The sequence below is a fragment of the Streptomyces sp. NPDC101191 genome (genome assembly GCF_044767915.1).
In the GTDB taxonomy this organism is placed as follows: domain Bacteria; phylum Actinomycetota; class Actinomycetes; order Streptomycetales; family Streptomycetaceae; genus Streptomyces.
This window is the reverse complement of sequence record NZ_JBIWOU010000009.1, coordinates 310,611-331,829: the sequence shown is the minus strand read 5'-3', so window position 1 is coordinate 331,829 and position 21,219 is coordinate 310,611. Positions and strand designations below refer to the sequence as shown.

The 21,219-nt window shown below is 72.0% G+C and carries 28 protein-coding genes; 1 reads left to right on the top strand and 27 read right to left on the bottom strand.

All coding sequences use genetic code 11. From position 1 onward, the window contains the following. The first annotated feature begins 441 nt into the window (after positions 1-441). Positions 442-1,176, top strand: a complete 735-nt coding sequence (locus ACIRQF_RS31430; protein WP_404097411.1) for a hypothetical protein — start codon at positions 442-444, stop codon at positions 1,174-1,176. Between the two features lie 70 nt (positions 1,177-1,246). On the opposite strand, the gene ACIRQF_RS31425 is transcribed toward ACIRQF_RS31430, so the two are convergent. The 27 genes from ACIRQF_RS31425 to ACIRQF_RS31295 form a co-directional block, all read right to left on the bottom strand. After that, on the bottom strand, positions 1,247-1,657 hold the full coding sequence (locus ACIRQF_RS31425) for a hypothetical protein (RefSeq protein ID WP_404097409.1): 411 nt from the start codon (positions 1,655-1,657) through the stop codon (positions 1,247-1,249). A gap of 211 nt (positions 1,658-1,868) precedes the next feature. Then, positions 1,869-2,162: a hypothetical protein gene (locus tag ACIRQF_RS31420; protein ID WP_404097407.1), complete on the bottom strand. Its 294-nt coding sequence runs from the start codon at positions 2,160-2,162 to the stop codon at positions 1,869-1,871. A 168-nt stretch (positions 2,163-2,330) separates the two neighbouring features. Beyond that, on the bottom strand, positions 2,331-2,975 hold the full coding sequence (locus tag ACIRQF_RS31415) for a hypothetical protein (protein ID WP_404097405.1): 645 nt from the start codon (positions 2,973-2,975) through the stop codon (positions 2,331-2,333). Between the two features lie 211 nt (positions 2,976-3,186). Continuing rightward, entirely contained in the window at positions 3,187-3,900 is a 714-nt protein-coding gene (locus tag ACIRQF_RS31410; RefSeq protein WP_404097402.1) for a DUF3085 domain-containing protein, read from the bottom strand. Between the two features lie 181 nt (positions 3,901-4,081). Further along, on the bottom strand, positions 4,082-4,540 hold the full coding sequence (locus tag ACIRQF_RS31405; protein ID WP_404097400.1) for a hypothetical protein: 459 nt from the start codon (positions 4,538-4,540) through the stop codon (positions 4,082-4,084). Positions 4,541-4,670: 130 nt separating this feature from the next. Beyond that, the gene (locus ACIRQF_RS31400; protein ID WP_404097398.1) at positions 4,671-4,976 is read right to left on the bottom strand and encodes a hypothetical protein; all 306 of its coding nucleotides are present in this window, start codon (positions 4,974-4,976) and stop codon (positions 4,671-4,673) included. A gap of 73 nt (positions 4,977-5,049) precedes the next feature. Further along, a complete protein-coding gene (locus ACIRQF_RS31395; RefSeq protein ID WP_404097395.1) occupies positions 5,050-5,523 on the bottom strand; it encodes a hypothetical protein in 474 nt (157 codons plus the stop codon). A 982-nt stretch (positions 5,524-6,505) separates the two neighbouring features. After that, entirely contained in the window at positions 6,506-7,126 is a 621-nt protein-coding gene (locus ACIRQF_RS31390; RefSeq protein ID WP_404097393.1) for a hypothetical protein, read from the bottom strand. Between the two features lie 155 nt (positions 7,127-7,281). Then, entirely contained in the window at positions 7,282-7,452 is a 171-nt protein-coding gene (locus tag ACIRQF_RS31385) for a hypothetical protein (protein ID WP_404097391.1), read from the bottom strand. A 17-nt stretch (positions 7,453-7,469) separates the two neighbouring features. Beyond that, positions 7,470-7,646 carry a hypothetical protein gene (locus tag ACIRQF_RS31380; protein WP_404097389.1) on the bottom strand — a complete coding sequence of 59 codons (177 nt, stop codon included), beginning with the start codon at positions 7,644-7,646 and terminating at the stop codon, positions 7,470-7,472. A 324-nt stretch (positions 7,647-7,970) separates the two neighbouring features. Continuing rightward, positions 7,971-8,441 carry a hypothetical protein gene (locus ACIRQF_RS31375; protein ID WP_404097386.1) on the bottom strand — a complete coding sequence of 157 codons (471 nt, stop codon included), beginning with the start codon at positions 8,439-8,441 and terminating at the stop codon, positions 7,971-7,973. 195 nt (positions 8,442-8,636) lie between these two features. Beyond that, positions 8,637-8,915, bottom strand: coding sequence for a hypothetical protein (locus tag ACIRQF_RS31370; RefSeq protein ID WP_404097384.1), 279 nt, complete (start codon positions 8,913-8,915; stop codon positions 8,637-8,639). 375 nt (positions 8,916-9,290) lie between these two features. Beyond that, the gene (locus tag ACIRQF_RS31365; RefSeq protein WP_404097381.1) at positions 9,291-9,629 is read right to left on the bottom strand and encodes a hypothetical protein; all 339 of its coding nucleotides are present in this window, start codon (positions 9,627-9,629) and stop codon (positions 9,291-9,293) included. 286 nt (positions 9,630-9,915) lie between these two features. Then, positions 9,916-10,755, bottom strand: coding sequence for a hypothetical protein (locus ACIRQF_RS31360; protein WP_404097378.1), 840 nt, complete (start codon positions 10,753-10,755; stop codon positions 9,916-9,918). A gap of 351 nt (positions 10,756-11,106) precedes the next feature. Then, positions 11,107-11,637, bottom strand: coding sequence for a hypothetical protein (locus ACIRQF_RS31355; RefSeq protein ID WP_404097375.1), 531 nt, complete (start codon positions 11,635-11,637; stop codon positions 11,107-11,109). A 25-nt stretch (positions 11,638-11,662) separates the two neighbouring features. After that, positions 11,663-12,094: a hypothetical protein gene (locus ACIRQF_RS31350; RefSeq protein ID WP_404097372.1), complete on the bottom strand. Its 432-nt coding sequence runs from the start codon at positions 12,092-12,094 to the stop codon at positions 11,663-11,665. Between the two features lie 453 nt (positions 12,095-12,547). Next, complete coding sequence (locus ACIRQF_RS31345; protein WP_404097369.1) at positions 12,548-13,618, bottom strand: hypothetical protein; 1,071 nt, start codon at positions 13,616-13,618, stop codon at positions 12,548-12,550. Positions 13,619-13,936: 318 nt separating this feature from the next. Next, entirely contained in the window at positions 13,937-14,113 is a 177-nt protein-coding gene (locus ACIRQF_RS31340) for a hypothetical protein (RefSeq protein WP_404097367.1), read from the bottom strand. A 332-nt stretch (positions 14,114-14,445) separates the two neighbouring features. Next, the gene (locus ACIRQF_RS31335; protein ID WP_404097364.1) at positions 14,446-14,850 is read right to left on the bottom strand and encodes a hypothetical protein; all 405 of its coding nucleotides are present in this window, start codon (positions 14,848-14,850) and stop codon (positions 14,446-14,448) included. A gap of 77 nt (positions 14,851-14,927) precedes the next feature. Further along, the gene (locus ACIRQF_RS31330) at positions 14,928-15,209 is read right to left on the bottom strand and encodes a hypothetical protein (RefSeq protein ID WP_404097362.1); all 282 of its coding nucleotides are present in this window, start codon (positions 15,207-15,209) and stop codon (positions 14,928-14,930) included. A 211-nt stretch (positions 15,210-15,420) separates the two neighbouring features. Further along, entirely contained in the window at positions 15,421-15,810 is a 390-nt protein-coding gene (locus ACIRQF_RS31325) for a hypothetical protein (protein WP_404097359.1), read from the bottom strand. 576 nt (positions 15,811-16,386) lie between these two features. Beyond that, positions 16,387-16,830, bottom strand: a complete 444-nt coding sequence (locus tag ACIRQF_RS31320; protein WP_404097356.1) for a hypothetical protein — start codon at positions 16,828-16,830, stop codon at positions 16,387-16,389. Between the two features lie 216 nt (positions 16,831-17,046). Further along, positions 17,047-17,442 carry a hypothetical protein gene (locus ACIRQF_RS31315; RefSeq protein WP_404097353.1) on the bottom strand — a complete coding sequence of 132 codons (396 nt, stop codon included), beginning with the start codon at positions 17,440-17,442 and terminating at the stop codon, positions 17,047-17,049. Between the two features lie 242 nt (positions 17,443-17,684). Continuing rightward, on the bottom strand, positions 17,685-18,065 hold the full coding sequence (locus tag ACIRQF_RS31310; protein WP_404097350.1) for a hypothetical protein: 381 nt from the start codon (positions 18,063-18,065) through the stop codon (positions 17,685-17,687). A gap of 30 nt (positions 18,066-18,095) precedes the next feature. Next, the gene (locus ACIRQF_RS31305) at positions 18,096-18,668 is read right to left on the bottom strand and encodes a hypothetical protein (protein WP_404097347.1); all 573 of its coding nucleotides are present in this window, start codon (positions 18,666-18,668) and stop codon (positions 18,096-18,098) included. A 440-nt stretch (positions 18,669-19,108) separates the two neighbouring features. Continuing rightward, a complete protein-coding gene (locus ACIRQF_RS31300; RefSeq protein WP_404097344.1) occupies positions 19,109-19,903 on the bottom strand; it encodes a hypothetical protein in 795 nt (264 codons plus the stop codon). A 486-nt stretch (positions 19,904-20,389) separates the two neighbouring features. Further along, positions 20,390-21,154, bottom strand: a complete 765-nt coding sequence (locus tag ACIRQF_RS31295; protein WP_404097341.1) for a hypothetical protein — start codon at positions 21,152-21,154, stop codon at positions 20,390-20,392. Positions 21,155-21,219: the final 65 nt, after the last annotated feature.

Below are 21,219 nucleotides of genomic sequence, written 5' to 3'. Positions count from 1 at the left end.
CCAGCAGCAGAGCCCCGAACCTCCCAGGGCCTTGGAAACGATCTTCGAACCCGTCCCGTCGGGAGGGAAATCGGCTCCTGCGGCCGGTGGAGCGTCAAAAGTGCTAGAGGTGCGCCGCAACCGACCCGCTATCGGCCGGCGCCCGCACAGCCGCAACACCACCGACCCTCACCACCAACCGAACACCCCTGACGTCCACCCGCCATCGACACCCACTCACACCAGACCCGGCGCAACCGCCATCACCAGGACCCGCCCCTGCCCGGGGCCCCTCCCCCTCCGGTACAGCCCGCTGTCCCGTGAGCGGGACCGGGCGCGGCGACGGGCGTGCTACGGCCTGGGACGCGGGCGGCTCGTGCCGGTCGGCGGGTGTGCGGGCGGCTGAGACTGGCCGGGCGCGGCCCGCGACGGGTGGGCCCGGACGGCCAGGAGGTGGCTGTAGTGGCGACGAACCGGACCAGGAGCAAGGGGAAGTCCAGCGGGGTGCTGGCGCGGCGGAAGGCGGCGCTGGAGCGTGCTGCGTTGCGGATGGCCGAGCAGCGGCGGGCGGCGGAGGAGGCGGAAGCGGAGCGGCAGCGCAAGGAGGCCGCGTTCGACGAGCTGGTGGCCGACTTCGAGCTGGCGGTGGAGGACGAGAAGGCGGTCGCCGCGGAGGTGGAGGAGGAAGTGCGCCGGGTGCGTGAGCGCGGCCAGGTGCGGATCGACGAGGCGCGGGTGGCGGCGGCGCGGGTGGTGCTGGCGATGGGCGATGACGGGGAGACGGTGGCCGGGTGCGCGCGCCGGTTGGGCGTGGGGCAGGACCGGGTCAAGGAGCTGCGGCGGCTGGGGCGTGAGGCCCTGGACGGGCAGGGCCCGGACGTGGTGACGGCGGGGAAGGCGAAGGCGAGCACCTCTCAGAAGACGCCGGTCACGGAGAAGGGGACGGTGTCGGAGAAGACGGCGGCGGCGGGCGGGCCGGGTGGGGAGCAGCGGGAGGGGGTGCGCGCGCCCGGGTCGGCGGGTACGGCGCCGGTCGCTGCTCCCCCGGTGACGGCTCCGGCTGCTGCTCCGGCGTCTGCGGCCGCTCCGGTTTCTTCTGCCCGGGCGGTTCCTCCGGTGCCTGGGTCGGGCGGGCCTTCTGCGGCCTCGGGTCCGGTGAGCGGGGCGCGGCCGGGGTGGCCGGAGTCGTCACGGTGAGGCGTGGGGGCATGGGGCGGCCCCGGCTGCCGCGGGGGCGGTGGCCGGGGCCGCAGTCCGGGTGGGGGGTTCAGTTTTGCTGGTTGGACCAGGGGGCGGCGGGCCGCTGGGGCGTGGCCGGCTGCGCGGCGGGGGCCTGCTGCTGGGCGGGGTAGGCCGCGGGCTGCTGTTGCCAGGTGGCGGGCGCGGCGGACTGCTGTGGGGGGACGTGGCCGGTGAACCGTCCGGGGTCGACGTCCTTGAGGTAGACGGTGACGGGGGCCTGGTCGGCGACGATGATGCGTTCGTGGACGCCGGGCGGGGTGAGGATCCACCAGGTGGTGTCGTCGCGGCGCAGGGTGCGGCGGATGAGCGGCGGGGGGAGGGTGACCTCCTCGGTGATGTCGGTGTCCGGGTTGGTCTCGGGGACCGTGATGTGGTCGACGACGCTGAAGAGTCCTGGGTACTGGGCGAGTTCGTTGATGGTGGTCTCGTGCTTCACGGCGCTCCCCCCTTTCTGGCGGTGGCCTGGGCTGCTGGTTCGGTTGGACGGTAGGCGGCCTCGGGGGTGTGCGGGGCGGGGTGGGTGCGCGGGTGCCGGGGGGCGGGATACGGGTTGGGATGGCGGGAGCGCGGGGCGGGAAACACGGGAGCGGCCCCGTGCCGGGACGGGGTGTCCGGACACGGGGCCGCGAGGGTGGGTGTGGGGTGTGTCAGTAGAGGCCGCCGACGGCGTCGGCGATGGCCTGGGCGACGGTGTCGATGGGGTCGGTGGCGGTGACGTCGAGGGTGGTGGCGTCGCCGAGTTGGTCGTTGCGGAGGAAGAGGTCGCCAGTTGCGGTGACGCCGACGGTGAAGGGGGTGCGGTCCCAGGCTCGGAGGTGGCCGGTGACGCCCCAGGGGCCGGGGCTGGCGCCCCACTGGTCGTTGAGGTAGTCCAGGGACTTCTCGGTGGCCTGCCAGATCGAGTAGGCGGGTACGGGCTGGTCGTGGTAGCTGAGAGGCACAGGGGTCTCTTTCGTGGGCGGGTGAGTGCTGGGCGCTGGGCCTCCGGTGGCGCTTAGGCGGGGGCGGGCGCGGCGGGTCCGACCGTGGGGCGGTGGGGAGTTAGCACGACAAGGCCGCCCGGCCCCCGGTCCCTTCGTGCGGGGGGTCAGGGGCCGGGCGGGGTGGGGTCAGCCGTCTTGGGGTTCGGGGGTTTCGGCGCGGGCGGTGCGGTCGGCGCAGCTGCCGCACTCTCCGTCGTAGCCTTCGCCGTCGGAGGTGGACTCGCCGCAGTCCTGGTTGCGGCACAGGTTGTCCAGGAGTGCGTCCGCGACGGCTTGGCCGAGCGTGGGCAGGTCGTTTCCGTCGAACTCGGCGCACGGATCGGCCGACCGCTCGTGCTGGAGCTGGAGGGTGCCCTCGACGACGGAGAGGGTGTAGATGCCGGTGTCGCGGGTCTTGTTCTCCAGGTAGCCGACGACCGCGTAGGTTCCGGCGGACGCGGTCCAGTTGTCGCCGAGGATGCGGGCGGCCACGCGGGTGATGTCGGAGATGTGGAAGTCGGCGTCGGGGAGTGAGTCGTCGATGAGGGTGTCGTCGATCTTGTCGAGCTTCGCGGCGGCCGGGACCAGGTCGAGGGCGGTGATGGTCAGGCGGCCGACCGTCGGGTGCGGGTCGTGGAGGTCGATGGTGTCGGCGCCCTCCAGCGCCAGTTCGTTGCGGGCCGCGGCTTCCGTGGGGGCGTTGACGTAGACGGTGATCAGGCCGGGGACGAGGAGCGCGTACGCCGTGTCGGGGGCTTGGTCGGTCGGGGTGGGCTGAGCGTGGGTGGTCATGGGGCCCCTCCTGGTGTGGTGCTGGGTGGGTGTGCCGGCGCGGGGCGCGGCGGGCCACACGGTCGGGGGCTGGGGGGTTAGGCCGACAAGGACGGTGGACGCGGGCGGGGGTCTGCTGCCCGGCCGTAAGGGCGTGGGGCGGTGGGGTACGCGGGCGGCCCCGTGCCTGGACGGGTGTCCGGGCACGGGGCGTGAGGGTGGGGTGGTTCGGTTACTCAGTGATGTAGGTCAGGTCCATGTAGTGGTCGTCGAAGGCGGCCTTCAGCAGGAAGCGGGTGCCGCCGATGGCGGCGGCTTCGCGGAGCATGCCGAGCAGTGTGGTGCCGTCCTCGAAGACGGGGGTGGTCAGGTCGATGGATTCGCGGAAGTCGTCACCGCCGAGGACGGAGCGGGCGTCGGTGCCCGGCCCCCAGCCTTCGGCGTGGACGACGTGGGGCAGGCGGCCGTCCTCGTCGCGGGTGTCGGTGGGGTCCTGGCCGTTGCTCATGAGGTAGGTGCCGTCGTCCTTGACCCACCACAGGCGGGGCGCGGCCTCGGTCTCGCCGTAGCCGAGCTTGTGTTTGGGCGCGGCGGCTGCGTGCTCGGCGGTGGCGAGGACCTTGGCGAGGGGGAAGACAAGCGTGGCGTTCTTCTGTCCGTAGGCGGTGTTGGCGGTGACGACGTCCAGGAGGGGGTTGGTGCTGGTGTCGGGGATCGGCGGGAGGCTCATGCCGTGGAGGAGGTTGTTCAGCCAGTCGGGGCGCTGGTCGGCGGGCAGGGCGAGCAGCCGCCGCATCTCGGCCGGGTCGTCCATGGCGGCGGGTGCGTCGCCGGACAGGTCGTCGGTCAGGTCGCGGAACCACTGGGGGCGGTCGTCGGGGTTGAGGGCGAGGAGCGCCTCGACGTCCTTGAGGTGGCTGGAGGGGAAGTGAGGGTCGGTCGTCATGAGTTGGTCCCCGGGGTGTCGGTGGTGGGTTCTGCCGGGCGCGCGGGCCGGTGTGGCCGGGGCGGGCGGCGGCGACACGGTCGGGATGGCGGGGGTTAGAGGGGCAAGCCCGGCGGGGTACGCGGGCGGCCCCGTGCCGGGACGGGTGTCCGGGCACGGGGCCGTGAGCGGGGCGGGCTGGTCAGTCGCGGTGGGTGACGCGCGGGTCGGTGAGGGCGACCAGGGTGGTGGGCTCGGGGACGGGTGAGAAGCCGTAGGAGTCGACGCTGAGGTGGACGGTGCGGGCGTCGGGGCCGGTGATCTTGATGACGTCGCCGACGGAGACGGAGCGGATGTTGTCGGGCCAGGTCTGCCCGTTGTCGTCAGGGCCCTGGTGGTTGCCGACCTCGAAGGCGGCGTCGGCGGCGTCCTCGTGGCTGCGGATGCGGTCGCTGGCGCGGAAGAGCAGGCGCAGGGGGCTGTCGTCGCGGCGGATGGCGGCGGCGAGCGGGTGGTGCGGCTCGTAGCCGTCGAAGTTGTCGTCGTGGGTGTTCATGTAGACGGTGGCGGTGTACACGTCCGGGGCCGGGGCGCTGTCGACGGCATCGGTGGCGTCGATGCGGGCGGTGACGGTGTAGGGGCGGGTCACGGCGGTCGTCACGGCGGGTACTCCCATCGGGGCGCGGCTGGTTGACGGGAGTGACGGTGGGGTGGCGGCCAGTTAGAGGGGCAAGGCGCGGCCGGCCCCGTGCCCGGGGACATGAGGTCCAGGGGCGCGGGGCCGGTGGGGTTCAGTGGCTGGTGAGCGGGGCGGGGGTGGCGGTGTCCTCGTAGCGGGCGTTCAGTTCGGCGGGCAGGAACGCCCAGTCGGTCGCCGGGGTGGTGTAGCGGACGACGGCGACGCGGCCCGGCCGGGGCGTCGCGTCTCCCTCGCGGGTGTGGACGGTCGGGCCGAGGTAGGTGATGTGGCCGTGGCCGTAGGGCTCGGGGATCGTCTGGCCGGGCGTGATCTCCTCGCCGGTGGTGGCGTCGACCAGGCGGAGGCCGGAGTCGTGTTCGGGGAAGGCGGGGATGGTTCGGGCGGTGAAGTCGTTCATGCTGCGCTGCTCCCTGGGGCGGGGGTTCAACGGGGCGCGCGGTCGGTGCGCCGGGCTGGATGTGTGGAGGGCGTCACTGGTCTTCTTGGGCGCGGGGAGCGGTGTCGGTGCGGGGGCCGAGCCAGTAGAGCAGGGAGTTTTCGCGCTCCCCGGTCTCCTCGGGGGTCAGCTCGGGCTCCGTCTGCGTCGCGTCGGCCAAGTCCTCCTGCCAGCAGTCGAGGAGGGTGTTCAGGGAGTGGATGATCCCGCCACGTTCTCCGAGGCACTGGTCGAGGGCGCTTGCCGGGGGTGCCCAGACGGGGTTGATGCTCAGGTGCCCCGCGTCGAGAGACTGGCGGCGTACCGCGATGCTCCGGGCCGTCTTGTCGCTGATTTCCCTCAGGTTCCGCTCGACGACCACCAGTTGCATGCGGATCAGGCGCAGCGGCCGGGCCAGAGGATGTGTGCTGTCCAGGAGCGCGGGCAGGTCGAGGCCCGTCTGTCTGCGGATGAGTTCGTCCGCGCTGCTGGGGAGCAGGCGGTCCGGGTCGTGCTGAACGGCGGTCATGAGCGGTGCCTTCCGGGTCAAGGCGCGCAACAGGCGCGGACCGTGGCCGTCCCGGTGTGCGCGGGCGAGGGTGAGGCGTGGGGTCAGCGGCGCTTGCGCAGCGCGATCGGGGTCCTTGTCTGGGGCGGCCGGGGGGGCGGGGTGATGGTCGCCGCCCCCCGGCCGGTGTAAGGGACCGTGGCCGGGTGGGCGCCAACGGACGCAAGCCGGCCGGGGGGGGTGAGGTCAGGCGTAGGAGGGGGGTCTGCCGTGGTGGGGCGGGGTATGGGTGCGGCCCCGCACCCCGGGCACGGGGGTGCCTGGGGCGCGGGGCCGCGATCGGGTGCGGGTCAGGGGGTGGGGTCGGCGGGGAGCGTGGTGCCGTGGTGGATGTGGCGGCACTCGGCCGCAGGAGGCGGCGCGGCGTCCGGCCTGGGGATCGGGTCCTTACAAGGCCTCCAGGCTGTGGTTTTCGCGGCACGCGCACGTCTGTTCACTCCACTTGGTCCGGTCGCACAGGTGGAGCCAGCGGCTCATGTACCGGCAGGTCGGGCAGATCGTCTCCGTGGTGTGCCTGGGGGCCCATCCGCGCACGGGGTAGTAGCCGGTGCAGTCCGGGCGGCACGGCTCCTCTTCGTGGCCGAGGAAGTTGCCGCCGCACGCGCAGGACTCGGACCACTCGGTGACGATGAATCGGCCGGTGTGGGGGTTTGCCGGTGCCAGGTCGCGGCGGGGGCGGGGGATGTCGGCTGCTATGTGAGCGGGGAAGGGGTGCACGGGGGGTCGCCTTCTGGAGGGTTCGCGGGTCGTTGAGGTGACGGTGGCGCTGGAGGGGTCTAGGGCGACAAGGCGCGGCGGAGCGACAGCGGGGCGGGGCGACGGCGGGGGCGGGCGGGGGCGGGAACGCGAGGCGGCCCCGGGCCGGGACAGGTGTCCGGGCGCGGGGCTGTGGGCGATGCGTGAGTGGTGGGCTGCTGGCGCGGTGACAGCCTGGCCCGGGGGTTTAGTCGATCATGCAGCGGGCGGCGCGCTGCCAGTTGGCGGGCAGCCCTTCGAGCGCCCGTTCCCGGGCCTCCTCGGGGCTCGGCTCCGGTTCCGGTTGCTCGTCGCCGTCGTCTTCTTCGTCGTCGGGGTTGTGGCTTTTGAAGGGATAGGGGCTGTCTGGGTTGTCGAGGAAGGCGAGGAAGGCTCCGGTGACGAAGCGGCGGTCGTTGTCGTGGTCGAGCTTGATGTACCGGCGGAGGCATTCGAAGGCGGCGTGGGCGGCCTGCTCGGCTTCGGTGCGGGTGTAGAGGGGCTCCGGTGCGGTGCCGGGGGCGATGCCGGTGGCCTGCTCGAAGCGGTGGAGCGCGTCGGCGGCGGCGCCAGCTGCTTGGGTGGGCTGGTCGGCGGCTGGCTTGAGCAGCTGGAGGGCGTCGAAGAGTTGCTGGCTGAGCTGGGTCCACGGCGAGGTGGAGGTGTCGTCGTTGTGGAGGGCGAAGTAGCCGTACTGCCACATGTCGTGGAGAGAGGCTGCGAGCTGGTGGGTGGCCTCGCGGCCCGGGACCGCGCGGTAGGCGGCCAGGGTCATGCGTGCGCGGGCGGCGATGACCGCGGCGGAGCGGGGGTAGGTGAGTGGGCTCATGAGTCTGTCTCTCTTGGGGGTCCAGGGCGCCGGGGATGCCAGGTGTAGGAGAGGCTTGCGCCGTGCTGGCCGCGGCGGCGGCGGCCCCGGGACGGTGTCCGGGCACGGGCCGGTCGGCGCGGCAGGCTGGTGGGGGCGGTGCCGCGTGAAGGGGGTTACAGGACGGGGATGTTGTAGCGGTCGGCGGCTTCGCCGGGGGTGAGTTCTTCGCCGTCGGGCATGCGGACAACCATGCGGCCCTCGGCGGGGCTGTAGGTGTAGTCGCCGGGGCATCCGGCGTCCTTGAGGCGCTCGGGCAGGGCCTTGCGTACGAGGATGAGGTGCACGGGTTGGCTCTCCTTCGTCAGTAGCTGCGGCCGGTCAGTTCCTTGTCGGCTTCGTCGGAGCAGATGGGGCAGAGCCCGGGCCAGTCCGGCTCGGCTTTCTCGATGAAGGTCCGGGGGCAGTCGCGGCATCGGACGGGCGCCTGGCGGGGGCGCGGGGCCTCGCGGGCGGGGATGTACGGGTCGCGGTTCGCCATGTGTATGGCCTTCCTTGATCGCGGTGAGGCGTCTTTGCCGGGGCGGGGTGGCTGGTCCGGCCCGAGGGGGCGGGGTGGTGGTCACCGCTCCCCCGGGGCCGGTGTGGCGACCATGGCCGGGCCGGCGCCAACGCCCGCAACCCCGCCAGCCTGGGCGGCCACGTTGGGGCGGGGGGGCGTTCAGCCTGCTTGGGGGGTGAAGGTGTGCGGGGCGAGATGGGCGAGGGCGGCCGCGATGGGCTCGATCAGGGTCCGAGGGCAGGACCAGACCTTCATGTACATCTCGCCGTTCGTCGTGCGGCCAGCGCCCGGGCAAGGACGGGGTCAATCGTGGTCGCAGGGGGCAACACGGATGCCGTCGCGGCGTACCGTCACGGCGGTCGGGTCGCCGAAGGCCTGCCGCAGCACGTCGTTGAAACCGCCTTCCTCCAGGGCGCGATGGAGCGCCATGACGCGCTCGAAGCGGTCGCGGTCCGGGCCCCGGTAGTGCTCACGGTTCGGGCCGTAGGTGTCGCCCAGACTCGGGCAGCCGTCCATCAGCCACAGATCCCGCGCCGTCGCGGCGGGTGGCTCCTCGGCGGTGCGCACCCAGATGTAGCGGACGCCGAAGGAGCCCGGGTCGTACGGCGTGTACTGCTGCCACCCGAACTCGATGATGGTCGGATCGTGCAGCACTGCCTCGAACAGTGGGCGCAGCTCCTCGACGGGCCGCTGCCGGGTGCCGTACTCGGCGGCGCCCTCGACCGGAAGCCCGAGGAAGGGCGTGTACGGGGCACGTGCGTCAGGGAAGTGCATGATTCCTCACGGGGTGGGTGTGCAGTCGGGGCAGTCCTGGTATCAGGTGCTCTCGTCGCGCGGGCCGTGGACAGGTGAGTTCGGTGGCGGAGGTCGCCTACGGCCCCGTGGCTCGGCGTGGCATGAGTGGTGGGAGTGGCACCGCCTCTCCGGCCCCCGCTACGGGTAGCGGGGGCCGGAGAGGCGGTGCGGGGGTCAGGCCCGGGACTTGGGCTTGGTGGTCGTGGACGGGGCGGACTTGCGGCGGACACTCTCGCGGCGCAGTGCCGACAGGAGGAGGCTCGTCAGGGCGCCGTAGATGGCGACGACGTACCAGGCCTCGGTCTGCCAGATGGCGGAGACGTTGATCGCGCCGACCACGCATGTCAGGAACACCAGACGGCTCTTGTGGGTCCCCAGGTCGAGCGCCCACCACAGCGCGCCCAGGGCGAGAGCCGCGAACAGCAGGACATCAACCACGTTGTTCACCGACATGACGAGTAACTCCCTTGCTGGGTGGGGTGTTCGGCGGGTGGAGCCGGTGTGGCTCGTGCCGGTGGGCGCACTGTGCGGTGGCGGCCGGCAAGCCGGGCAAGGGAGCGGGCAACCCGACCGACCACGACCGCGGCCACGGCGGGGCCAGTGCCGGTGCCGGTGGCAGTGGCGGGCACTGGGCCGGGGGCAGCCAGGCCGGGAACCCCGGTACTGCGGGGGGCGGTGGGGTGGCGGGCATACGGGCGGGGGTGTGGCGGTGGTGGGGACCACAAACACGAAGGACCCACCCCAGGGGGCGGGTCTCGTCGCATGCTGTAGACGGCCCCGAAATCCCAACGGGCTGCCGGGGGTTCAGGGCCGGGATAGGGCGGGGCCCTACTGGGAGGTCTTGCCGTGCCGGTCAGCGAGGTCCACGACCCAGGCGACGAACGCTCTCACGTCCTTGTCCACGTCACCACTGCCGAAGGCGCGGGTCTCTTCCCGGTCGGCCTCACAGTGACCGGAGATCACGCCGTGCTCGCTGACGGAGTGCAGAGAGTTTTCCATGCCCGTGTTGCTGATGGTTGCCCACGTCAGATCGGCCCCGTCGGCGAAGGTGTAGCAGGCGTAGGTGCCCTGCACCTTCCCGTCATCATCCGGCAGGCAGGCGATACCCGCCTCTGCGAGGCGGTCCATCACGATGTCGAAGACCGTGACATCAGGCTGAGACGACATAGGAGTGTGCTCCTTGAAGGAGAGAGGGGGATGGCCAGCCGCGGTCGGTGGTGCGGCGGCCGGTGGCGGCACGATCCAGGCACGGCCGGCAAGAGCCGCAACCCGGACGGGACGACACAGCAGCGGCGGGAGTCAGGCGAGGCGCGGGCGGGCGCAGCAGGGCGGAGAGTGCGGGCATGCGTCCAGGCGTGCGGACGGCCCCGCCTGCGGGCGCAGAACGAGGCCGGTACGCGGATGCGGGGGTGGTGCGCGGTGCCGGTGGCCAGCGGCGACGGGCGGCGGGTGGTCAGCGCTCGCAAATCGTCGCGGTCTCGGCGGCGGCGTCGCCGGTGGGGTCCGGCTCGGCGGGATCGCCCTCCGGGTCCTCGTCCTCGTCCTCGACGGGCCACTCCTCCCATGGCCACAGGCCACCGATCCGGTACCGGCCGTCCGCGTCCGGCTGGATGATCCGCCCGGGGCGGCCGGGCTCGGTACGGAAGTGGGGGTCGGAGGCGATGAGCAGTGCGTTGCCCAGCCAGCAGCAGGTGAGGTAGCGGCCGGCATGGGTCAGGGGCAGGTCGGCAGTGATCTGCTCAGCCGTGGCGCGGGAGACGCTGATCGCGTCGTACGGGCCCCAGGCGCGGGAGACGGGCAGGGCTTCGTAGGGGCCGTGCTCGGCGTCGAGGGCGAACAGGTCGGGCAGCGGCGGAACGGAGTCCAGGGACGGGAAGCGGGCGGCGGTGTCGGCTGGGATGACCGCGACGGGGGTGTTGCGGAAGCCGATGACGCAGTCCGCATAGTCGTCGGCGGGGTCCAAACACACGTACCGGTCCGCGGAGGCGCCATTGGCGTGGGCGTCCTCGCACTCTGCGCACTCCTCGTACCGCGCCGGGCAAGTACCGAACGCGGTCGGGTGCGCGGTGAAGGGTTCCGGGACGTGCTGGGCGTGGCGGATGCCGGGGCCGTCGGTGAAGAACGCGGTGACGACGTCACCGGTGCGTACCTGGTGGGCCCGGACGACGACGAAGAGGGTGTGGTCCATGCCGTCGGGCAGCATCCGGTAGCGGTCGGTGAGGGTGGGGGCGGGGCGGTCTGTGACCACGAACTGGTCGGTGCTGTCGGGCAGGGTCAGGACACGCTCAGACACGGGCAAGGCCCCTCATTTCTACGAGTTGCGGACGGTAGCGAACCGGCGTGCCGGGGGCTGGTGGCCGGGCGGGCACGCCGTGAAAGCGGGGGTGCCGGACCGCCCCGGGGGGTGAGGGGCGGCCCGGCAGCCGGGGGGCTCGACCACACCCAGGGGGTGGTGTGGGAGCGTCCCTTCCGGCCACACCGACACTGCCCCGCGCGGGAGCAAGGCGCGCAACACCCCGCGGCGGCTCCCGGGCTGCGGGGTGAGGGGTTCGGGTCCGGGCAGCCCCGGGGCGGGCGGGCGAACGGACAAGGCCCACCCCGCAGATGGGGTGGGCCTCGAACACGCGGGCAGAGCGAGGCTGCGTCAGCTGGCCGAGCTCGGCTCGATGTAGGTGCGACCGCGGTTGTAATGCGGGATCGGGTCATGAGCCGGGAGCAGTACCCGCCCGTGGGGGTCCAGTTCTCGGCCGTCTTGGTAGTAGCAGGGTGCGACCTGTTCGTGCTCCGCCTGCCACTCGGCGAGTTCGTCATCCGTCAGGTGAGCGGGCGGGGTCTGTCCGGCGTACCAGTCGTCTTCGATACCTGCGGTGGCCAGTTCGGCGGGGGTCAGCTCGTTGACGATGTGCTCGGTCGCGGCCTGCACATGGAAGGCTTGCGGTTGCTCGATGTGCCGGAAGGCAGCGCCGAGCTCTTCGAGGCAGCTGACCATGCGCGTCTGCCAGTCGAGCGGCATCGACTGCATCAGGGTGCGGTGCAACACCTGGTAGTTACTGTAGGAGAGGCCGAACCAGTCCTGGACAGGGCCGTCCGTCGGATGGGGCGGACGGGTTGAGCGGGTCGTCGACGGCGACGAGGCCGGTGATGGGGCAGGCGCGGAATGCCGGGCGCGGTCCACGATGGTCGCTCCTTCCGGGGATGGGTTATTTCGCGGAGGCAGCGCGGCGTGCGAGGAGGTCCAGGCCCGCCTTGCTGGCTTTATCGAGGTCGAGGTGGAAGACACCGTGCCGGTCATCGACGTGGCGGCACAGGGGGTGCCAGGCCGCGGAGTTGCGGTCAGAGAAATTGCCAGTCAGGACGCCCAGGTTGTCGGACTCGTCCTCGGTGAGGTCACGCTCGGCGCCCTCGGCGGAGAGCACGGCATCCGCGACACGCTCGTCCGGGTCCATGCCCTCGTCGATGACCAGACAGGCGGCGCCTTTGTCGTGGCGACGCACGATGAGGGCGACCACGGCCGCCGTGTACACCGCGATGTCGTGGTCGGCCTCGGCGCGTTGACCGGGCAGTTCCTCGCTGACGTCGTAGACGGCGATCTCACGGTTCAGTGCTTCGAGCAGGGCGGATTCCAGGTCCATATCGGGTCCTTCGTTCGGTGGTGGGTGGCCCGGGCGCGGAGGGTGCTCAGTGGTTAGTCATCGCCTGGTACTGACCGAGCAGGCAGAAGAACAGCTGGCCGACGGCGCGCGGTTCTCCGTCCCGCGGGCGGCCTGGGCCGCAAGCGGCTTTGCGGGAGCGACAATGCGACGGCAGACGGCAAGCCAGGCAAGACACAACCCCGAGGGCAGGGCGGGCTGCTGCCGGGAGCGCGGCCAGACCGCGGCCGGGGTGCACGGCCCGGCCGCACGCGGGCGGGTCGTTCCCACGGCGGAGGGAGGACGCGGCCCGGACGGGGCGGGGCGGAGGCGGGGCGCCGGTCGAGCAGCACGGGGCACGGGCATGCAGAAGGTCCCGCACCCCCGGAACAGGTGTCCTAGGGGTGCGGGACCAACAGGCACGACCGGAGCATCGGACGGCAGGCGGTGTCGTGTTTAGTCCATCCAGTCGGCCTCTGCCGTGGCGGCGTCATCCTCGTCGCCGGAATTGTCTTCGTAGTCCTCGGCGATCCGGCCGCGGCTGGCTTCGGCGATCTCCGGCACGTCCATCAGCTTGGGACGCGGCGGCTTCTTCTTCGGCGTGGGCTCGGGTGCCTCCTCGCAGTAGGGGACCCCGCCCGCAAAGGCGGGGTCGTCAGCAAGCTGGTGGGCGGGGCGGACGACAGCGCCCTGCATGATGTCGTCGACGAATTCTCTGCCGTACAGGGCGGCATCGAGCCATTCGGGGGTGCTGCTCACAGGGAAGGTGAGTGCTTCATCGGTGTGGGAGGCGTTGAACGGGTCGAGCGGTGGCTTGCCGTCGCGGGCCCGGTAGTCGTTGGTCAGACGGAGGTTCTGGCAGGGGGTCGCGCAGGCATGGCCGTATGGGGTCCAGATGTAGACGGGGTAGTGGGCGCGGCCGTCTTGGCAGGCGGGCGGGTCTTCCCCTTCCGCGATGTCGAAGTACGGTCCCTTCTCACCGGGTGAGCTGGAAGCGGTCATGGGCTGGCCGCAATGCTGGCACCACGGCACCAGGTCCCCGTAGTTCTCGTGGTAGGGGGTGCCGTAGAGCCATTCCTCCCCCGGGCCGCCGTGCCCGGTGACGTCCGTGAAAGCGAGCGAGGTGCCCGGCGCCGGGTTGTAGCGGTGCGTGTAGGGGGCCGATGCGGTGTCGCTGGCGAGTAGGACGGCATGTACGTTCCCTGCCGTCGCCGGGGAGTGCCAGCGGTAGGTGCGCCAGTCGGCCATGACGGGTTCGGTGCCGTGCAGGACACGGAACCGTTCCTCCTCGAAGCGGAAGGTTACGCAGCCCGCTTCGTGCAGGGCGTCGCGGACAACGCCGATCACGGCCCTGCCGAGGTGGTCGTCGTACAAGCCGACCCGCTCTCCCGTGCCGATGGTGGCGAGGTCTTGGGTGTAGTAGCCGTGCAGGCCACCGACACCGGCCATGTCCGCGTATTCGCCGTGCCGGGTGAGGAACCGGTCGCCTGTTTCGGGAGACGGCGGGGGTGACGTGGTGGTGTTCATGACCGGACCGTGCTCTGGTGAGCACCAAGCCCCGCAACCCGACCCAGCGCGCCCGGCTTCCCCAGCGGCACGAATCCCGGGGGCTGGTGCGCCTGGGGTACCGGGCCGCCCCTAGAAGGAGGTGGGGGCGCCCGGCGGCCGGGGGGGGCTCGACCGCGCCTAGGGGGATAGTGCGGGAGCATCCGCTCGGGCCACGCGGCCACTGCCCCGGGCGGGAGCAAGCCGCGCAAGTGCGGGCGGGTGTTGCTGCTGCGAGCGCGAGCGGGCCCCGGCTTCGCGCGGGGCGAAGCCGGGGCCGTGGGTTCAGGGGCGGGGATTTCAGTCCATCGCCAGGGAGCCTGGCACCAGGAGGTCAGTCGAGGCCTCCTTCACCGCCCAGTCGATCGGCCGTCGGGCGGCGGAAGCGAGGTCGATGAGAGCCTGGGCCTCGCGCGTGGGGACCTCGTAGCGGAAGTCCTCACCGGTGTTGCGGTTGTGCAGGACGACATACGTCATGGCCGGCCTCCTGAATCTGTTTTGTTGAAGGGGGTCGATGGGGCCGGGCCACGCGGCGCGGAAGTGGGAAGCCCGCACTCGGCGCGGCCCGGCAGGCCGGTCACACGCGTCGCACGTGAGGGGGATTTCCGTGCGGTGCGATCTCCGGCTGACTGGACTGTCGCGGACAGCGGAGTAAGCGCCGCAACCCCTCTCCCCCGCTGGGGTCGGAACGCGGAAGGGCCTGACCTCGGTGGTGCCGGAGGCGGGCCGTCGCCGGTGCTGGTGCGGGCGTGGAACGCCGATGGCTCCTCCTCACCTGCGGACGGTGGGAGGAGCCATCGGCTTGGGACTCAGCTCGCGGGCGGGTCGTCACCGAGGTCCGGCTCGGTTGCTTCGGTGGCGGGCTGTTCGGCGGGGGTCGACTTGCCCGGGGTGTGCCAGGCGTACGCGCCGAGACCGGTCAGCATGGCCATTACCGAGAAGGCCACTGTTTGGGGCTGTGGGGCGTGCCTGAGCAGGCTGCACACGGCGGCGGAAGCCATGAGCCCGGCGGACAGGGCGTAGACGACGGTAAAGGCTCGGACGTCTCCCTTGAGTTGGTGGGGGGTCCGGCCGTACAGCACGTCCTTGGCGGGGGAAGGCGCGTCGATGGGGCGCGGCCGGGTAAGGGCGTCCGCCATCAATGCGAGCGGGGGCAGGGCGTGCAGGCACAATGCGGCGAGCAGCCAGGGGGCGGGATCGATGAAAACGTTCATGGGGATCTTCCGGTAGCGAGGCGGGGCCACAGGGCAGGGAGAGGATGGGTCGCGCCCTGCACTGAGGGTGGTGGGGGTCAGGCGTGCTTGCCCGAGGGCCGCCGGGGATGCTCGCCGCTGAGGGTCTGCTCCCGGCTGGACATGGTGAACTGCCGGGTGGTCAGGTCGAGGACGATCCACGGGGCGTCTGCGCGAGAGCCGACGATGACGTACGGCTGGTGCCGGTAGTCGTTGTACGGCCCGTACAGGTTGTGGAAGTCGGGGAACTGTCCTGCGTCGACGAGGGCGTTGAGCGCGTCTGTCAGGTTCTGGCACAGGACGTCTGGACCCGAGGCGTCGTCTGGCGAAGTGGTGGTCACGAGGGTCTTCCGCTTCTCGAATTGGGGGGCGGGTTGATGGTCACCGCTCCCGGACCATGGACCTGCGGTTGGCAAGAGGCGCAACCATGCGGTGTGCCGGACACACGCTGTTCCCCCCAGGGACCGGGGCGAACAACGGGCCTAGGCGCCGGGCAGGAGGAGCGCAGCCCCGGGGCGGGGCAGCTGACCGATGAAGGGTGGCGTAGGCGGTCTACGCAGTGGCGTCGGGGGTGGCGTAGCTGCCTGCCGGGAGGCTGCCGGAGGCCACTTGCGCGTCGAGCGTGTCCTGTGCGCGGCTGAACTCGGCGCAGCGCTCGGCGGCTTCTTCGGGGGTGCGGGCGGTCGCGACGTGCACGTGCGTCCAGGCGTCCATCACCAGGTGCGGTCCGCCGAATAGGGCCCCGAGGGCGCTGTCGTCGTCGACGACGGTGTAGCGGGGGCTGGTGCGGTCGGTGGGGATCTCGGCGAAGAACACCATGTATGCGTCGGAGGGAAGCGTGACGGCCAGGCCGGCTGCCGCCAGCTCCTGCGCGAGTTCGATGCGCTTGGCCTCCTGCTCGGGCGTGTCGGCGGCGATCTTCTCCTTCAGGTCCCACACCACGATCGGCCTGTCCGAGCGGGTCAGGATGAGCCATCCGTCCTGCTCCCCGGGGACATGCTGGGGAAACCGGGCTGAGAGGGCGGCTTGCGCGCGCTCGACGGCGGCAGCGTGCTGTGGCGGAACTTGGAACCCATGGAACACGGGAGGCCCTCCAGGCTGGGTAGTGGCGGTGAGTACGGCGGTGTCGGCAGACGCGGGCCGTGTGGCCCGATCCGGTGAACGGCACGGTGGGGTGGCAGCCGGCAAGCCCCGCAACACCCGGCGGGCACGCCGTGAGAGTGGGAGAGCGGGGGGGCAACCGCCAGTGAAGAGGCCTGCGGGACCCCTTCCGGCCGCGCGAGCACGGCCCCACGCCTGGTCGAGCACGACAAGGCCCCGCGGCCGCCCGGACGCGCAACGACCCCGAACCCAGGGCGGATGCCAAAGGTTCAGGGCCGGTGGGGGACGCGGGCGGTCAATGGATTGGAAGGATCAAGCGGCAGCGCAACCGGTCCCCGGCGAGGTGAGCGTGGGTAAAGGGGGCGTCTCGCCCGGGCATAGCCAGCCCGCTGGTGGTGATCATGTCCGCCTTCCCCTTCAATCGCCTGCGGCAACGGACTCGTTCGCTGCAGCCATCTGCTCGGCTAGCGTGCGCAGTTGGGCGAGCTGCTCGGGGGTGAGGTGGTACCTGCTGGTCTCTTTGCTGGACGCCGGGCCGATAGCGTCCGCCGAGGTGATGCTCACGGATTTAAGGCCCGCGAGGCGCTTGCGCTCGGCGGCACTGGCCTTGTCCTCCTGCAGTACATCCCACAGGAACTCGGCGACCTCGGCGGTTTTGCCGAGCTTCCAGCCGTCGGCGCGGCGGATCTCGTGGCCGTCCGGGTCGGTGATGTCGATGGCGCCGACGTCCTCACCCCACATGCCGGTGAAGAGGACGGTGTAGCCGTTCTTCGTGGTGGCCTGGGCCCTGCCAGCGCCCTTGTACTTCCTGGCGAGTCTGGCGATCTCGGCAGCGAATGAGCTACGCGGGTCGGTTGCCATGTGTCTCCCCCTTCTGATTGGTGTCTCTGTGTCTGCGCGGCGACGCCCCGGTAGTCCGGGTCGTCCGGTGGTGCGGGAGCACCGCTTCTGGCAGTGCCGACACTGCGCCGGGCCAGGCCAAGGGCCGCAAGGTTCGGCAGTCTCGGGCTGATGCGCGGCGGCCCCGAGCCACGGCGGGTGCCGGGGTTCGGGGCCAGTGCACAGGGCGGCGGGCGGTCAGCTGACCGGGATGGTCAGGCGCAAGCGCAGTCGGTCCAGGCCGGTGGCGTTGCGGAGGCGTCGTTCGTGCTCTGCCCGGCGGGCCTGGGCGCGGCGGTGGCTGGTGTAGGGAAGTCGGAAATCGCGGACCAGGGTGCTGTTCCGGCCCTGGAGGCGGGCTGCCGTCGGGGCGCAGACGTACGCCTCGGTGACTTCCTCGAAGATCAGCTGTGCCGTGTGCGGGGGACAGCCGTTCAGGAGTGGTTCAGCGTCCGGGCCTTCCTGTTCGAAGGCGGTGATAGCGGTGTTCACGAAGTCGAGGTGGGCCGGGTTCTGGCACTGGGCCGCGGTGGCCCGCAGCTGGTCCAGGACGTCCGTGAATTCAAGGACGTAGCCGCTGCGTGTCACCTTCATGAAGTCCTCCGAGGGGCAGAGTCTGCGTCGATGTGGCGATGGCCGGGCGGGTGCGGGCGTCGGGGTGGGGCGGCCCGAGGGGGCGGGAGTGGTGGTCACCGCCCCCGGGCCGCTGACACGAACCGTGGGCTGAGGGCCGGCAAGGAGCGCAAGTGGCATCGCACGGGCCGGGCACGAGGCGGCCCCGGCGCCCGCGGGGTGCGGGGCCGGGGCCGGGTGGGCGGGATGCGGGTGAGGTCCGGTTACGGTCGGTTGGGCACGACGCGCACCGTGCGGCGGGGGGCGACGTCGCGGCCCTTGTCGGGGGGAAGGAACGCACTGCCGGTCGATGTTTCCCACAGGCGTTCCCACCCTGCGGCGGTCAGGGTGTCGCAGGCGGCCTGCATGAGCTGAACCCATGCGGCGCGCCGGTCGTTGTTCTGCGGCAGGGGCGGGGGAAGTTCCTCAAGGCCGTTGACGACGGGAGCGACGAGCCTGTGCTTCGGAGAGTGCGGCGCAGGTCGGACTCGCAGACCGGTGGCACGGGTGTCGGTGTCGGTGTCGGTGTCGAGGACGGTGAGACCAGCGGCGGCAAGGACGTTGGCCGTGCGGCGGTGGACGTCGGGCAGGGCAGGCGTGGGCATGGCGGGCTCCAGGGGCCGGGGCGGGAGATGTCAGGAGCAGAGGGTCTGGGGAGTCGCCGGGGCGGCGGGGTGGAAGAACACGTCACCGACCAGGCGGGAGTGGAGGGTGACGATGCCGGAGGGCAGTTCCAGGTGGACGCTCACGGTCCGGGTGCGGGCGGCCTGCCAGGCCAGCGAGCGCAGCCACGGTCCGGAGACCGCCTCCTCGGAGAACACATCGCCGGTCAGGGAGGAACTGGTGTAGTGCTCGCCGGTGATCAGACTCGTCTCGCCGGGAGTGAGTCGGTGCACCAGCGCGAACCGGCTGCCCGGCATCGCCCGGGTCTGCCACCAGCCGGTGACCACCCGGTCCGGGAGAACCAGCCCGTGGGGCTGTCCGGGGGTGATCCACCGGCCGAGATTGCGCATCCACTCGGTGCCGCGCGGGCAGGACACGCAATCCCCGTCGCGGAAGGGCGGCGGTGTGGTCACCGCGCGCCCTGCCCGGGCCAGGGCGAAGAAGTCGGCGGCCGCGACGCGGGGCCCGTCGTAGGGCGCCGGGTGGGCCGTCGGGAACGGAGCGGGAGGCAGGGTGGCAACGACCGAGCACACGGGCATGGGCATGTCAACTCCTGTGGGGAGGGCGGGGAGGCGGAGAGCAGGCGGCTGGCCAGTCGACGGCCGGGGCGAAGGCACCCGCAGTTAGCCGGGGCGGGAGCCGCGTTCTCGATGTCCGCACTCTGGTCCGTGAACAACCAAGCCGGGCAACCCCACAGGGGTCGGGAGCAGCGAGGCGGGGCGGGACGTGGGACGGCCCGCCCCCGGGTGTGCCGGGGACGGGCCGTCAAGCGCGCGGGGTGCGGGTCAGGGTGCGCGGCGCTTGCGCGCGGGTTTGGCTCTGCTCAGGGGAATCATCCCTCGCCCGCCGCCTGTGGGGCGGTGGGGTCCGTACCGGGGCGCGGCGGCCGGCAAGTCAGGCAAGCGGCAACGCTGGGGGCGGGCCACTGGGTGTGCGGGTCGGGCACACGCGGCGGCCCGACCGCGAGTTCAGGGAGCCGGCTTTGTCAGTCGAGGGTGTCGTACAGCTCCTGGGCGGTGTAGGCGGCCGCGTCGCGATGCTCGTCGCAGGTGGGGATGGTGACGCCGCGGTGGGACACCATCCGGACGGCGGTGTGCGGCTGGGGATGTACGGGGGAGAAACAGGACAGGGATGCGGACTTCAGCTCGTACGTGAGCGTGGGGCCGAGTTCGTCGTGGGCTCGGCGCAGCTGGTTAGTGGTGGCAGGGGTGGGGATCTCGACGGCAGCCGGGTGGGGAGTCTGGCCGCCGCTGGCGGCAAGGGAATCGGCGAGTCGGGCGTGCTGCCAGTGCAGACGGAACACGTCTTCCAGCACGAGCGTGGTGGTCGCTTGGTCGGTGACGAAGCGGAGAGCGCCGTGAAGCCCGAGGAGCCGACTGAACAGGTCTGCCTCGCGGACGATCGCCTTGACGGTGCGGGGCAGCAGTGACAGGGGCAGGTCGACCTCGCTCTGCGCTTTGTCGTGCGGGTACAGGGCGGCAGTGACGTATTGGCCGAGCGTGCGGGGGATACCGATGCCGGGGTGTGCGAGGGCGACGACTTCGGCAGCCTGAAGGGAGAGCCAGGCGTCTGCCGGATAGTGAAGGTCGCCGTTGTTGATGGTGGCAGGCTCCGTTTCCAGGGCGTGCGCGGCTGCGTCGAGGAGTTCTGCGATCTTCCACAGCGCGGTGCGGCCGGCGTCGGCGAGGACAGGCGTCGGCTTTGCAGCGCGGGTGCGGGCGATGGTGGCGATGGCGCGGGCGCGGTGAGCGGCAGCCAAGGCGGCGGGCGGGATGGACACGTTCGGTCTCCTGGTGGGGCGGGCAACAGGTGAGGGCCGGGCCGCGCGGGGCGGGAGGGGATCCGCCTTCGTCGCGCGGCCCGGCCGGGCCGGTCGCTCACAGCGCACGAGAGAGGGTTCGTGGCGGGCGTTTCCGGCTACGCCGACTGTGACCCGCGGGCGAGTTAGCCCCGCAACCCCGTGGCCCAGACGGACCCAGTGGCTGTCGGCGGGCAAGGCGCGGCCGTCGTCTGGGGCTGCGGCGGGCGGCGTTCGGTGATCCATGCCCTCTCAGGCAGGAAGCGGCCCCGGTCCCGCAAGCGCGGAACCGGGTCGGGGTCGAAGCCCCGGACCCGGATGACTGCGGGCCGATGCGGTGGGGGCGTGCGTACGGCTCTGCGGGCGCGGGGAGTCCCGGACGCGTGGGCGGGCCCCCGTCACCGGGCAGGTGACGGGGGCCAGAGGGCCGAGACCAGGCGGCGGGGCCGGGGCCTCGGGGCGGGCCGATCAGTGGCCGGTCTGGCCGATCAGGACGCGGCCGCCTCGGACCAGCTCGTGCGTGCACTGGCCCGCGTCCGCGTCGGTGGCGTGGGTGATCTGGGCGGTGTGGAGGCGGGCCAGGTCGGTCCAGAACCGGTAAAGGTGCGGCTTGTCCTGGTTCGAGCGCTGGGGCTCCGGCACGTGCGCGGAGTAGCTGCCGGGCTTGGAGGCGTTCGGAATCATTTCGGCTTCAAGCTCGACCCAGACGCGCCGGTGCTCAAGGTCGACTCCGAAGATCCGGTACACGGCGTACACGCCCCAGTCGTCGGCGTGGTCGCGGCCAGACCCGATCGCATCGGCGGCGGTCTGGTCGTGACCGTAGGGGCCGTAGGGCCAGTCCGCGTGGGTGCAGTGGAGGGTGCAGGCGGGGGTGGCGGGGATGTCGCTGGTGGCGGGGCGCAGGTCGGGACCCTGGCGACCCCGGCGGCTGATCGGGGCCTTCGAGCACTTGAGGTGCTCGCGGCGCCGGGCCTCGCTGTTGCCCGCACGGTCCCGGTCGGGGGTGGGGAGTTGGATGCGGTAGGCGAGGGCGCAGTTCCCGCAGTCGGTGCCGGGGGCGGCGGTCAGGGGCTGTCGGCTGGCGGGGTGGATGCCGTGGGCCAGGAGGGCGCGGACGTTCGCGTTGCCTGCCTCGGCGGGGATCTGCGGGTAGCGGGGCGACCTGGGCGCACGGGTGGCCAGGGCCTCGGAAGCGGCGGAGACGGGAGCGGGAGCGGGGGTGGATATGGACATGCGGGAGGTTCTCCTTCGATCGCGCTGTGTGCGCAGCCGGGTTGGTCGGGTTGAGGGGCCGAACA

Bases quoted from the DNA above. Each gene is read 5' to 3' on its own strand.
- ACIRQF_RS31415 (WP_404097405.1), bottom strand. From the start codon at position 2,975: ATGACCACCCACGCTCAGCCCACCCCGACCGACCAAGCCCCCGACACG.
- ACIRQF_RS31410 (WP_404097402.1), bottom strand. From the start codon at position 3,900: ATGACGACCGACCCTCACTTCCCCTCCAGCCACCTCAAGGACGTCGAG.
- ACIRQF_RS31400 (WP_404097398.1), bottom strand. From the start codon at position 4,976: ATGAACGACTTCACCGCCCGAACCATCCCCGCCTTCCCCGAACACGAC.
- ACIRQF_RS31395 (WP_404097395.1), bottom strand. From the start codon at position 5,523: ATGACCGCCGTTCAGCACGACCCGGACCGCCTGCTCCCCAGCAGCGCG.
- ACIRQF_RS31390 (WP_404097393.1), bottom strand. From the start codon at position 7,126: ATGAGCCCACTCACCTACCCCCGCTCCGCCGCGGTCATCGCCGCCCGC.
- ACIRQF_RS31380 (WP_404097389.1), bottom strand. From the start codon at position 7,646: ATGGCGAACCGCGACCCGTACATCCCCGCCCGCGAGGCCCCGCGCCCC.
- ACIRQF_RS31375 (WP_404097386.1), bottom strand. From the start codon at position 8,441: ATGCACTTCCCTGACGCACGTGCCCCGTACACGCCCTTCCTCGGGCTT.
- ACIRQF_RS31370 (WP_404097384.1), bottom strand. From the start codon at position 8,915: ATGTCGGTGAACAACGTGGTTGATGTCCTGCTGTTCGCGGCTCTCGCC.
- ACIRQF_RS31365 (WP_404097381.1), bottom strand. From the start codon at position 9,629: ATGTCGTCTCAGCCTGATGTCACGGTCTTCGACATCGTGATGGACCGC.
- ACIRQF_RS31350 (WP_404097372.1), bottom strand. From the start codon at position 12,094: ATGGACCTGGAATCCGCCCTGCTCGAAGCACTGAACCGTGAGATCGCC.
- ACIRQF_RS31345 (WP_404097369.1), bottom strand. From the start codon at position 13,618: ATGAACACCACCACGTCACCCCCGCCGTCTCCCGAAACAGGCGACCGG.
- ACIRQF_RS31340 (WP_404097367.1), bottom strand. From the start codon at position 14,113: ATGACGTATGTCGTCCTGCACAACCGCAACACCGGTGAGGACTTCCGC.
- ACIRQF_RS31335 (WP_404097364.1), bottom strand. From the start codon at position 14,850: ATGAACGTTTTCATCGATCCCGCCCCCTGGCTGCTCGCCGCATTGTGC.
- ACIRQF_RS31320 (WP_404097356.1), bottom strand. From the start codon at position 16,830: ATGGCAACCGACCCGCGTAGCTCATTCGCTGCCGAGATCGCCAGACTC.
- ACIRQF_RS31315 (WP_404097353.1), bottom strand. From the start codon at position 17,442: ATGAAGGTGACACGCAGCGGCTACGTCCTTGAATTCACGGACGTCCTG.
- ACIRQF_RS31310 (WP_404097350.1), bottom strand. From the start codon at position 18,065: ATGCCCACGCCTGCCCTGCCCGACGTCCACCGCCGCACGGCCAACGTC.
- ACIRQF_RS31305 (WP_404097347.1), bottom strand. From the start codon at position 18,668: ATGCCCATGCCCGTGTGCTCGGTCGTTGCCACCCTGCCTCCCGCTCCG.
- ACIRQF_RS31295 (WP_404097341.1), bottom strand. From the start codon at position 21,154: ATGTCCATATCCACCCCCGCTCCCGCTCCCGTCTCCGCCGCTTCCGAG.